Source organism: Acidovorax sp. Root568, from assembly GCF_001427445.1.
Taxonomy (GTDB): Bacteria; Pseudomonadota; Gammaproteobacteria; order Burkholderiales; family Burkholderiaceae_C; genus Acidovorax; species Acidovorax delafieldii.
Genome location: NZ_LMGP01000014.1, coordinates 325,447 through 337,166, shown reverse-complemented (window position 1 = coordinate 337,166; position 11,720 = coordinate 325,447). Strand labels below are relative to the sequence as shown.

Genomic DNA, 11,720 nt, shown 5'->3' with positions numbered 1-11,720 from the left:
CTCCCTGACATTTTTTTAACGGAGCCCTTTCATGCCCCCACCGTCCACACCCCGGCTGCGCAAGCCTGCTGCTTCTGCCCCTCCGGTCGACGGCGCCATTGCGGCGAAGGCCAACCCGCTGCGCCAGTTGCGGGCGTCCGACCTGCGCGGTGTCGCGCGCCTGGCCGCGCAGGCCACCACCGGCATCAGCCGGGTGGCCGAGGGGGTGCACCAGTCGGTGCTGGGCACGCTGGGGCTGCCGGGCGGTGCCCAGCCGGGTCGTACGCGGGGGCTGACCGGGTTGGTGTACCAAAGCATCCGGGGGGTAACGCAGCTGGTGGATGCGGGCCTGCAAGCCGGGCTGGCGCGGCTGGAACCGTTTTTTGCTCCGGCCACGCCATCCGACGCAGTGCATTGGGAGCGCGAGGCGGTCATCGCCGCGCTCAACGGCGTGATGGGCGACCGCCTGCAACGCGACGGCAACCCGCTGTGCACGCATATGGGCTGGTACCAGCACGGTCTGCCCCTGGACTTGCGCGCGCTGGCTGCACCGGGCGCCGCCACGGGCAAGCTCCTGGTGCTGGTGCATGGCCTGTGCATGAACGACCTGCAGTGGCTGCGCCATGGCCACGACCATGGCGCCCATCTGGCCGAGGTCCTGGGCTATACCCCTGTCTACCTGCGCTACAACACCGGCCAGCACACATCCACCAACGGTGCCGAGTTATCGGCCCTGCTTGCATCCCTGGTGGCTTCGTGGCCCGTGCCGGTGACGGAGCTGTCCATCCTGGCCCACAGCATGGGTGGGCTGGTGGCGCGCAGCGCCTGCCACCATGCCGCACAGGCCCCGGCAGGCTCCGGCGGCTGGCTGCCCCGGCTGCGCCACCTGATTTTTCTGGGCACCCCGCACCACGGCGCGCCCCTGGAGCGCGCGGGCCATTGGGTGGATGTGCTGCTGGGCAGCACCGCGTACTCACGCCCCTTTGCCCGCCTGGCCCAGTTGCGCAGTGCGGGCATCACCGACCTGCGCTACGGCCATGTGCTCGATACGGACTGGCAGGGGCGCGATCGCTTTCGCAAAAGCCCCGACCAGCGCACCCCGGTGCCGCTGCCTTCCGCAGTGGCGTGCCACGCGGTGGCGGCCACCCTGGCTGCGCGGCGCAGCCCGGTGGGCGAGCGGCTGGTGGGGGACGGGTTGGTGCCCTTGCACAGTGCGCTGGGCATCCACGATGATCCCGAGAGGACGCTGGGCTTTGCCAAGCCCCGGCAGGCGGTGTTCTACCGCCTGGGCCACCTGGACCTGCTGGCAGATGCGGGCGTGGCCCGGCAGCTGCAGGAATGGATGCAGGTATGAGTACCTGGGCGGCCTGCTTTTTGACGCAGGCGGCGCTTGCCAGGGGCCGGGGCGCGGCTACCATGTCGCGGTGCGCTACGTAACAAGGAGAATTTAGTGAGTGATGCGAAATATCGCCTGGTGACCCGCAGTGACTTTGACGGCCTGGTCTGCGCGGTGCTGCTCAATGAGCTGAACCTGATCGACGAGATCACTTTTGTCCACCCCAAGGACATGCAAGACGGCAAGGTGCCTATCACCAGCCGCGATATCACCACCAACCTGCCCTACGTGCCAGGTGCGCACCTGGTGTTCGACCACCACGAGTCCGAAACCATCCGCAACTCGGGTCGCCGCGACGAGAATCACATCATCGAGGCCCACGCCCCCTCGGCCGCGCGCGTGGTCTACAACCACTACGGCGGCAAGGCGGCCTTCCCGCGCATCACCGACGAGATGATGGCCGCCGTGGACCAGGCCGACTCGGCCCAGTACTCGCGCGAGGACATCCTCAACCCCCAGGGCTGGGTGCCGCTGAACTACCTCATGGACTCGCGCACCGGGCTGGGGCGTTTTCGGGAGTTCCGCATCAGCAACTATGCGCTGATGATGGACCTCATCCAGTATTGCCGTGACCACACCATCGACGACATCCTGGCCCTGCACGATGTGCAGGAGCGGGTGCAGCTTTACCGCGAGCATGCGGCCAAAGCCAAGGAGCAGCTGCAGCGCTGCGCCATCCGCATCGGCAAGCTGGTGGTGCTGGACCTGCGCGAGGAAGAGACCATCTGGGCCACCAACCGCTTCATGATCTATGCGCTGTTCCCGGAGTGCAACATCTCCATCCACGTGATGTGGGGGCTGCAGAAGCAGAACACGGTGTTTGCCACGGGCAAGTCCATCCTGGACCGCAGCAGCCACGTGCACATCGGCAACCTCATGCTGGAGTTTGGCGGTGGTGGCCATGCGGCTGCAGGCACCTGCCAGGTGTCCAACGAGAAGGCCGACGCCATCCTGCAGACCCTGGTGCAGCGCATCACGCTCGAAAACTGAGCGGTCTATCGCTCAGTCTTCGCCGAACAGGCCCCGGTAAATGGCGGCGCCCAGCAAGGCGCCCGCAATGGGGGCGGCCCAGAATACCCACAGCTCCGACAGCGCATAGCTGGGCCCAAACAGGGCGGGGCCGGTGCTGCGCGCCGGGTTGACCGAGGTGTTGGTCACCGGGATGGAAATCAGGTGGATCAGCGTGAGGCACAGGCCGATGGCCATGCCACCCACGCCTTCCGCCGCGCGCCGCGAAGTGACACCCAGGATCACGATCAGGAACACCGCCGTGAGCACGACCTCGGCCACCACGGCCGCCAGCAGTCCGTAGCCACCGGGTGAATGTTCGCCGTAGCCGTTGGTGGCAAACCCGCCAATGTCCGCCCCGGGCTTGCCCGTGGCGATGAGGTAAAGCACCCCGGCGGCCGCAATCGCGCCCAGCACCTGGGCCACCACGTAGCCGGGCAGCTCGGACACCTTGAACCGCCCGCCCAGCGCCAGGCCCACGGACACCGCCGGGTTGAAATGCCCGCCCGAGATGGGCCCCAGCGCGTAGGCCCCGGTCAGCACCGTCAGGCCGAAAGCCAGGGACACGCCCAGAAACCCGATGCCCAGCTGCGGAAACGCAGCCGCCAGTACCGCGCTGCCGCAGCCGCCGAAGGTGAGCCAGAACGTACCGAGTAACTCGGCAGACCATTTTTGCAAAGAGGTGGGCATGGGCTTGTCCAAAAAAGTAGGGGGCAGCTGCTGGCGCAGGCCCGCAGCCAATGCGGCATCTTAGGAGGGCAAAATGGGCTGAACAAGCGTTAATTGCGCGCAAATTGTCAACAATCCTCTTCCGGTTGCCGGGAGGGCGTTAAGCGCGTCAAAGCCGCATCAGATGGCGGAACTGCTGTCCATGCCCTCTCAGTCGCTGCTCACACTCCGCCGGTCTTGAAATCGCGCCATCCGCCCCGAGGTGAACACGCGCGAATGTCTTTTGCACCGCAGGTGCGCCCAAGACGTTTCTCAAGATCGCAAGAAGTAGCCCATTCCAAGACCAAGACACCATGAGCACAAAACAAACCCTGTCTTTCCAGGCCGAAGTAGCGCAACTGCTGCACCTGGTCACCCATTCGCTGTATTCCAACCAGGAGATCTTCCTGCGCGAGCTGATCTCCAACGCGTCGGACGCCTGCGACAAGCTGCGTTTTGAAGGCCTGAACAACTCCGCGCTGTTTGAAGACGCCCCCAACCTCGAAGTGCGCGTGACCTTCGACAAGGCCGCCAAGACGCTGACCATCACCGACAACGGCATCGGCATGAGCCAGCAAGAAGCCATCGACCACCTGGGCACCATCGCCAAGAGCGGTACCAAGGACTTCATGGGCCGTCTCTCAGGCGACCAGAAGGCGGATGCCCAGCTCATCGGCCAGTTCGGCGTGGGCTTTTACTCCGGCTTCATCGTGGCCGACAAGATCACCGTGGAATCGCGCCGCGCGGGCCTTGCGGCCGAAGAAGGCGTGCGCTGGATCAGCGGTGGCACGGGCGACTTCGAGGTGGAAACCATCACCCGCGCCCAGCGCGGCACCAGCATCATCCTGCACCTGCGCGACGATGCCGAGGAATACCTCAACGCCTGGAAGCTCAAGCAGGTCATCGCCAAGTATTCCGACCACATCAGCCTGCCCATCCTGATGGAAAAGGAAGAGTGGAAAGACGGCGAGCTGATCAACCCCAATGACGAAAACGGCGGCCGCCAGCCCGGCGGCATGGTCAAGACCGGCGAGTGGGAAACCATCAACAAGGCCAGCGCCCTGTGGACGCGCCCCAAGAAGGACATCACCGAAGAGCAGTACGCCGAGTTCTACAAAACCATCAGCCACGACCACGAGGCCCCGCTGACCTGGGCGCACAACCGAGTGGAAGGCAACACCGAGTACACGCAGCTGCTGTACATCCCCGCCAAGGCGCCGTTTGACCTGTGGAACCGCGACAAGAAGGCCGGCGTGAAGCTGTACGTGAAGCGTGTGTTCATCATGGACGACGCCGAGGCGCTGATGCCCACCTACCTGCGCTTCGTCAAGGGCGTGATCGACTCCGCCGACCTGCCGCTGAACGTGAGCCGCGAGCTGCTGCAGGAAAGCCGCGACGTGCGTGCCATCCGCGAAGGCTCGACCAAGCGCGTGCTCTCGATGCTGGAAGACCTGGCCAAGCACGACAAGCACGACACCGCAGCGGGCGCCGACGGCGTGACCGACGTGGTGGATGCCGACGACAAGGCCAAGGAAGGCAAGTACACGGCGTTCTACAGCGAGTTTGGCGCCGTGCTGAAGGAGGGCCTGGGCGAAGACTTTGGCAACCGCGAGCGCCTGGCCAAGCTGCTGCGCTTTGCCAGCACCACCAGCGACGCCGTGACGGTGGGCTTTGCCGACTACAAGGCCCGCATGAAGGAAGGCCAGGAGGCGATTTACTACATCACCGCCGACACCCTGGCCGCTGCCAAGAACAGCCCACAGCTCGAAGTCTTCAAGAAGAAGGGCATCGAAGTGCTGCTGATGACCGACCGCGTGGACGAGTGGGCGCTGAACTACCTGCACGAGTTTGACGGCACCCCGCTGCAAAGCGTGGCCAAGGGCGCGGTCGACCTGGGCACGCTGCAGGACGAAGCCGAGAAGAAGGCGGCCGAGGAAGCTGCCGAAGCCTTCAAGCCTGTGCTGGCCAAGCTGAAAGAAGCGCTCAAGGACAAGGCCGAAGACGTGCGCGTGACCACCCGCCTCGTCGATTCACCCGCCTGCCTGGTGGTGCAGGACGATGGCATGAGCACCCAGCTGGCGCGCATGCTCAAGCAGGCTGGCCAGCAGGCGCCCGAGACCAAACCTGTGCTGGAGGTGAATGCCGAGCACGCGCTGGTCAAGAAGCTCGATGGCAGTGTGCACTTCCACGACCTGGCGCACATCCTGTTTGACCAGGCCCTGCTGGCCGAGGGCGGCTTGCCTGAGGACCCCGCCGCGTATGTGAAGCGCGTGAACGCCTTGCTGGTATAAAAACTAAGGCCAAATCGGCATCTGGCGCTTGTCCATAAAGCGCTAAGTGCTATAAAAATAATAGTAAAAACCGGTGGTGCCTGGCACCACCGGTTTTTTTATGGACATTCCAAAGCCGCTCAATCTTCGGGCTGGGCCTGCTCCAGGATGCGGCTGTGTGCCTGGTTGCGTTCCTGCGAGGGGGTGTCGATCAGCTCCTTGAGCGCGCCCTCTGGCAAACGCAGTCCCTTGCGCCGGTCGTTCTTGACCGGCAGGTTGCGCCAGCCCGACAGCACCAGCCAGTCCCACAGCTCCCTGGGCAGCGGATGGGTGACGGCCATCTTGACCTGCCCCCGCAGGATCACGGTGCCCACGGCGGGCAAAGGCCCCACGGGAGCGGGCTTGCGCTTCTGGCGAATGGAGAGGAGCGTGCGAAACATGTCCTTCATGGGTGGGCCAACTCGCGGTAGATCGAAGATGGCGCAGCATAGCCCAGGGGCCCCCAGCCGGTCCACCACCCGTGCTGCCAACCGGGGTGGCGTGCACCCGTGGTGCAAACAATACGCAATACCGTTCGCAACCGTTAACGATTGTTGCCGCGCGGATTGCGCCCCCGTCCGTCGATAAATTCCAACCCAGCCTTGGTCCGTGGCGGCCACGGTACATCCACGCACTCCCTGCATTTTTTGCCAGCCCCTCGGGGCCTGGTGAGGTTGCGGCGTGGCCGGAAGTCGGAGCCATTCACCTCAGGAGTATTTTTGATGCTTTATCGATTGACGCGATCTTGGGAGGGCGCATGCGCCTTCTGGCGCGCGCGCACATCCAGTGGGCCCGCGCAGCCTGCTACAAGCCCTGCGCACAGCGCGGTACGCCGCTTTCGCTGGCTTTTGCTGGCGGGTGGCCTGTTTGCGGGTGCAGCCATGGCGCAGTCCGCCGACCTGGTGGTCAACCATGCGGATTCGCCGGACCCTGGGCCCGCAGGCGGCATCTTCACGTACACGCTGCGCATCGACAACAACGGCCCCAACGGCGCCACCGGCGTCACGCTGACGGACACACTCCCGGTGGGCTCCACGTTCGTGGATGTGGCCACCACAGCAGGCACCTGCAGCCAGGCGGCGGGTGTCGTCGATTGCACGTTGGGCAATATCCCGTTCAACAGCAACCAGACCGTGACCATCCGGGTGCGGCTGCCTTCCGCCGGGGTCTGGACCAACACCGCCACGGCTGGCAGCGCCACGTCCGACCCGAACACCAGCAACAACGTCAACAGCGTGCAGGACACCACCGCCACGCAGGCGGCCGACGTTGCGCTGGTGGCTACGCCCTCCACGGCCAACGTGGTGGCCGGCCAGGCCTACAGCTACGCGCTGCAGGCTGCCAACAACGGCCCGAACGCGGCCGATGGCAGCCAGCGCATTACCTTCACAGTGCCAGCCGGCGCGTCGATTACCTCTGTTCCGACAGGCACGGGCTGGTCCTGCACGCCATCGGGCGGCTATCCGCTGAGCAGCGGCAATGTGACCTGCACGCGCACGGGCACCCTGGCCAGTGGAGCGTCCGCCTCGGTGCTGACGGTTCCCGCCGTGTCCAACGTCAATGGCACGGTGACGGCAGCTTTTGCCATCGATGGCATCAAGCCCGACAACTCCGCCATGCCCGATGGCAACACCGCCAACAACACCACGTCGGCGGACGTGACGTCCACCTCGGGTGCCGACGTGTCCATCACCAAGACAGCCGCCAGCTCCAACGTGGCCCAGGGTGCCAACGTGGTGTACACGCTCACGCCGCGCCTCAACGGCGGGGTGTCGCTGGCGGGTCAGCCGGTCACCGTGACCGATACGCTGGGCGCCGGACTCAGCTTCGTATCTGCCGTCGGCACGGGTTGGGTCTGTGACGCCACAATCACCTGCACGCGCACCGAATACACCGGTGCCAACTTCAGCAACATGCCCACGATCACCGTGACCGCCACGGCCAACAGCGCAGGCACGCTGGGCAACACGGCCGGTATCAGCACGGGGCTGCCAGACCCGGTGTCCGCCAACAATTCGGCTTCGGTCAACGTGACGGCCAGCAACGACGCCGACATGCAACTGACCAAGACGGCCAGCATCAACCCCGTGGTGCCGAACCAGGCGTTCAATTACACCCTAACCGCGCGCAATACCGGGCCGCTGGCCGTGCCCAATGGCCAGACCATCACCATCACCGACCAAGTGCCGGCGGGCGTGAGGCTCGACAGCCTGGTCAGCGCGACGGGCTGGACTTGCGATGCTTTGCCGTTCACGGGCCCAGGCAACTGGACCTGTTCGCGCTCTACCGGACTTAACGCCAATACCAATGCCCCTGCCGTCACGGTGTCGGCCGTGCTGACAGGCACTGGCACCGCCACCAACAACGCCTGCGTGGCGCTGGGGGCGGGTGTGCGCGTGGACAGCAACGGTGCGAACAACTGCGTGGGCGTGGGCGTGACCTCCACGGCCACCGAGGCCGACCTGCGTGTCGTGTCCAAGACCGCTGCGCCCGACCCTGTGGTCGCGGGCCAGAACCTGACCTATGTCATCACGGTGGACAACGTCGGCCCGGCCGCTGCCACGAACGTGGTGGTGTCGGATACGCTGGGCAGTCTTGTGAACACCGGGGGGTTTCAATCTGCAGTGGCCTCGCAAGGCAGTTGCACGCCCAACGCTGTTACCAACGGCACCTCGCAGAACCTGAGCTGTAACCTGGGCACGCTGAACTCCGGCGCGCAGGCCACCGTGACCGTGGTGGTGCGCCCCAGCATTGCCGTCACTGGCCCGCGCAGCAACACCGCGACCGTGCGCTCTACCGACGTGGGCGACCCCAACCAGGCCAACAACAGTGGCAGCGTGACCAGCCAGGTCACGGCCATCGTGGATGTGACGGCTGCCAAGACGGCCACCCCGTCCACCGTTGCGGCCGGGGCACCCATCACCTTCGTGGCGACGATTGGCAACACAGGGCCTTCCACGGCACAGACCGTGCAGATGGTGGACACCCTGCCGTCCAATGCCGCCTTTATCGATGTGGTGAGCGTGAGCGGGGGCGGCAGCTGCGCGCCCATCGCCGCGGGCACGGTGGGCGGAACGCTCACCTGTAATTGGGCCAGCATCAATTCCGGATCGCAGCAGACAGTGAACTACCGCATGCGCCCCTTGGGCAGTGCAACGGGCAGCACGGTGGTCAACAGCGTGGCTGCAACCACGGCCACCGCCGAGTCGAACACCGCCAACAACAGCGCCACCACCAGCACCCCGGTCACTGCCGCGCAGCTGGACATCCTGGTGAACAAGGTGGACAGCTCTGACCCGGTAGACCTGGGCCAATCGACGACGTACACCATCACGGTGAACAACAGCGGGCCGTCGTTCGGAACCAATGTGGTGATGACCGACATCTTCCCCGCACCGGGCTCCTCGCCCACGGCCACCTTCAGTTACCAGGGCGCGCTCACGGTGAATGCAGGCGGCGCGTGCACCGAACCCACGATGGGGGCGACCAGCGGCACGCTGACCTGTAGCTTTCCGGGGCTGAGCAGCGGCCAGAGCGCCACCATCACCTACGTCATGCGCGCGGAGACCCTTACCGTCAATGGCGCCACCAGCGGCACGGCCTTCAACCAGGCGAGTGTGGTGGTGAACGAAACCGAGACCACGCTGGCCAACAACGTGGTGACCCATGACACCACCGCGCGCCGCTTTACCGTGGCCACGGATCTGGCACTGAACAAAACAGCGCCGGCAGGTCCTCTTACGCCCGGCGCTGCGCTCGCCTACACCTTGGTGGTCACCAACAATGGCCCGCTGGCCAGTGATGGAGCGCAGGTCGTGGACGTGCTGCCCGCCGGGGTGAACTTTGTTTCAGCGCCAGGTTGCGTCAACGCGGCCGGGACCGTCAGCTGCGGCGTCGGAGCGCTGGCGGTGGGGGCATCGCGCACCTTCACGATCAACACCACCCTGGCCACACCTTACACCGGTGCGAGTCCTCTGGTGAACTCTGCCACGGTAGATGCGCCGGGCGACACCAACCCCGGCAACAACACCTCCAGCGCCTCGACGACGGTGACGGGCAACGCCAGCAACATTCCGACGCTGTCGGAATGGGGCCTGATCCTGCTGGCTGCATTGCTGGGCTTGATGGCCTGGCAACACCCTGCCATGGGCCACCGCCGGTAGCCCGGCCGCCACCGCCGTCGCGATCACTTCGCTGCGGCGGGCTGAACGCCAAAAGGCCAGCACGCTGCAAAGCGTGCTGGCCTTTTTGTTGTTCAGGGAAGGAGCACGTGGCGCCTTGTGAGCCGTCGTGCGCGCGGCGTTTCAGCCGCGTGGGTCCGCCAGGGCCACCGTGTCTACCGTGTCCAGCCGGTACCCCATGCCATAGATGGCCGTGATCGCATAGCCGTGGGCCTGCTGCGTCAACTGCAGCTTGGTGCGCAGGCGCGAAACGTGGGTGTCGAGCGAGCGTGAAGGTGCTTCGCTGCGCTCGCCCCACACCGCTTCGCGCAGGTGCGCGCGCGACAACAGGCGGCCCGCGTTGCGGAACATGAAAAGGGCGAGTTCGTATTCCAGGTTCTTCAGCGCTAGTGTCTCGCCGTGCAGGGACAACAGCCGCTTCTCCGGATCGAACCGGTAGGGGCCGAAGACCAGCTGCTGGCCCATGGCCTGCGGGTATGCCCGCCGCAGCAAGGCTGCAACGCGGGCGACCAGCTCCCCCAAACGCAGGGGTTTGACCATGTAGTCGTCCGCGCCCCGGTTGAGCGCTTCGATCACGTCACGTTCTTCATTGCGGCGTGTGACCAGCAGGATGGGCAGTTGCTGGCCGGCCGTCTCACGCAGGCGCTGGATGACCTCGATGCCATCCATGTCCGGCAGGTGCCAGCCAGAGATCAGCAGGTCAATGGTTTCGTGCCGTGTGTCCTTGAGCAGGCTTGCACCGCTGGTATAGAAGTGGCACACATGGTGGTGGCGCTCAAGGGCGCCCCGGATCATGTCGGGCAAGAGGGGGTCGTCGTGCAGGACGGCAATGCGCATGGTGTCGGTCTTCGGGCGCAAGCGCCCTTCGCAAGTCAGAAAACGCCTTTCCAGTAAGGCGTCTCTGGATGTTGCGCGACATAGCGCCCCTGTGCACACGGGTTGACAATCGTTTGCAATGCCCGGGCGCTTCTGGCGCCCCTCCTGAGCACCGCAGCGGCCTGCACCACAACACACCGCAGCGCAGGCGGCGCAGGGGGCGTTCATCTCACGCCGCCAGGGGCTCTTCCTGCATGGCCTCAATCTGCTCGATCAGCATGTCCACCTGCCCGCGCCAGTAGTCGCTGGTGCCAAACCAGGGAAAGTTCACAGGGAAGATCGGGTCTTGCCAGCGGCGTGCGAGCCAGGCGCTGTAGTGGATCAGGCGCAAGGTGCGCAGCGGCTCGATGAGTGCCAGCTCGCGGCGGTCGAAGCTGCGGAACTGCTCGTAGCCGTCGATCAGCGCGCCGAGCTGGTGGGTGCGCTGGCGCCGGTCGCCCGACAGCAGCATCCACAGGTCCTGCACGGCCGGACCCATGCGCGCGTCGTCCAGGTCCACAAAGTGCGGGCCGCCGCGGCCCCATTCATCCAGCGGGGTCCAGAGGATGTTGCCGGGGTGGCAGTCGCCGTGCAGGCGGATCATGGTGGCATTGTTCAAGCCAAATTGGCCTGTAGCGCCAGTGGAATATGCGCTGGCAGCTATCAAATCAAGAGCTTTGTCGCACTGGGCCTTCCAGGCGGCTTGCATGTCGAGCGGAATGATCTCGTTCATCAGCAGCCAGTCGCGCGATGCCGTGCCGAAGGTGGCCAGGTCCAGCGTGGGCCGGTGTGCAAAGGGCTGGGCGGCGCCCACGGTGTGGATGCGGGCCAGAAAGCGGCCGATCCATTCCAGCACTTCAAAGTCGTCCAGCTCGGGCTGGCGCCCGCCGCGCCAGGGGCTGACGGAGAACGCAAAGCCATCGTGCTGGTGCAGGGTGGTGCCGTTCAGCACCAGCGGGCCCACGGCGGGCACCTCGGCGGCCATCAGCTCGGCGGCAAAGGCGTGTTCTTCGAGGATCTGCGCCTCGCTCCAGCGGCCTGGGCGGTAGAACTTGGCCACCACGCGCTCGCCGTCTTCCAGCGTGACCTGGTACACCCGGTTTTCGTACGACGACAGGGCCATGAGGCGGCCATCGCCGTACAGGCCCACGCCAGCCAGTGCGTCCAGCACCTGGTCGGGGGTGAGGCGGGCGTAGGGGTGCTGGTCGTTGGCGGGGTTGGTAGCGGTATCGGGGGGCAATGGGGTCATGCCCCATTGTCGCCGCCATGCCCTTCGCCGCCGGG

8 protein-coding genes are annotated in these 11,720 nt (G+C 65.5%); 4 read left to right on the top strand and 4 right to left on the bottom strand.

The annotated features are described in order from the left end of the window. Positions 1-31 precede the first annotated feature (31 nt). Together ASD75_RS11115 and ASD75_RS11110 are read left to right on the top strand one after the other, a co-directional pair. Positions 32-1,333, top strand: coding sequence for a triacylglycerol lipase (locus ASD75_RS11115; protein WP_082564997.1), 1,302 nt, complete (start codon positions 32-34; stop codon positions 1,331-1,333). 96 nt (positions 1,334-1,429) lie between these two features. Beyond that, positions 1,430-2,365, top strand: coding sequence for a hypothetical protein (locus ASD75_RS11110; protein ID WP_056745627.1), 936 nt, complete (start codon positions 1,430-1,432; stop codon positions 2,363-2,365). Positions 2,366-2,377: 12 nt separating this feature from the next. Here the strand turns inward: ASD75_RS11110 and aqpZ are convergent, their stop codons facing one another. Continuing rightward, positions 2,378-3,073 (bottom strand): aquaporin Z, encoded by a 696-nt coding sequence (aqpZ, locus tag ASD75_RS11105; protein ID WP_056745902.1) that lies wholly within the window; start codon positions 3,071-3,073, stop codon positions 2,378-2,380. Positions 3,074-3,405: 332 nt separating this feature from the next. On the opposite strand from aqpZ, the gene htpG reads away from it, so the two are divergent. After that, complete coding sequence (htpG, locus tag ASD75_RS11100) at positions 3,406-5,382, top strand: molecular chaperone HtpG (RefSeq protein WP_056745626.1); 1,977 nt, start codon at positions 3,406-3,408, stop codon at positions 5,380-5,382. A 119-nt stretch (positions 5,383-5,501) separates the two neighbouring features. Here htpG and ASD75_RS11095 read toward each other — a convergent pair whose 3' ends face one another. Then, positions 5,502-5,810, bottom strand: a complete 309-nt coding sequence (locus tag ASD75_RS11095; protein ID WP_055400148.1) for a hypothetical protein — start codon at positions 5,808-5,810, stop codon at positions 5,502-5,504. 471 nt (positions 5,811-6,281) lie between these two features. Here ASD75_RS11095 and ASD75_RS11090 point away from each other — a divergent pair, with 471 nt between their 5' ends. Beyond that, the gene (locus tag ASD75_RS11090; RefSeq protein WP_235511600.1) at positions 6,282-9,563 is read left to right on the top strand and encodes an S-layer family protein; all 3,282 of its coding nucleotides are present in this window, start codon (positions 6,282-6,284) and stop codon (positions 9,561-9,563) included. Positions 9,564-9,704: 141 nt separating this feature from the next. On the opposite strand, the gene ASD75_RS11085 is transcribed toward ASD75_RS11090, so the two are convergent. Together ASD75_RS11085 and ASD75_RS11080 are read right to left on the bottom strand one after the other, a co-directional pair. Further along, positions 9,705-10,418 carry a response regulator transcription factor gene (locus ASD75_RS11085; protein WP_056745898.1) on the bottom strand — a complete coding sequence of 238 codons (714 nt, stop codon included), beginning with the start codon at positions 10,416-10,418 and terminating at the stop codon, positions 9,705-9,707. A 208-nt stretch (positions 10,419-10,626) separates the two neighbouring features. After that, positions 10,627-11,685, bottom strand: a complete 1,059-nt coding sequence (locus tag ASD75_RS11080) for a serine/threonine protein kinase (RefSeq protein WP_056745623.1) — start codon at positions 11,683-11,685, stop codon at positions 10,627-10,629. Positions 11,686-11,720 lie beyond the last annotated feature (35 nt).

Excerpts from the sequence above, each read along its gene's own strand:
- ASD75_RS11090 (WP_235511600.1), top strand. The coding sequence starts at position 6,282 with ATGGCGCAGTCCGCCGACCTGGTGGTCAACCATGCGGATTCGCCGGAC.
- aqpZ (WP_056745902.1), bottom strand. The coding sequence starts at position 3,073 with ATGCCCACCTCTTTGCAAAAATGGTCTGCCGAGTTACTCGGTACGTTC.
- ASD75_RS11095 (WP_055400148.1), bottom strand. The coding sequence starts at position 5,810 with ATGAAGGACATGTTTCGCACGCTCCTCTCCATTCGCCAGAAGCGCAAG.
- htpG (WP_056745626.1), top strand. The coding sequence starts at position 3,406 with ATGAGCACAAAACAAACCCTGTCTTTCCAGGCCGAAGTAGCGCAACTG.
- ASD75_RS11085 (WP_056745898.1), bottom strand. The coding sequence starts at position 10,418 with ATGCGCATTGCCGTCCTGCACGACGACCCCCTCTTGCCCGACATGATC.
- ASD75_RS11115 (WP_082564997.1), top strand. The coding sequence starts at position 32 with ATGCCCCCACCGTCCACACCCCGGCTGCGCAAGCCTGCTGCTTCTGCC.
- ASD75_RS11080 (WP_056745623.1), bottom strand. The coding sequence starts at position 11,685 with ATGACCCCATTGCCCCCCGATACCGCTACCAACCCCGCCAACGACCAG.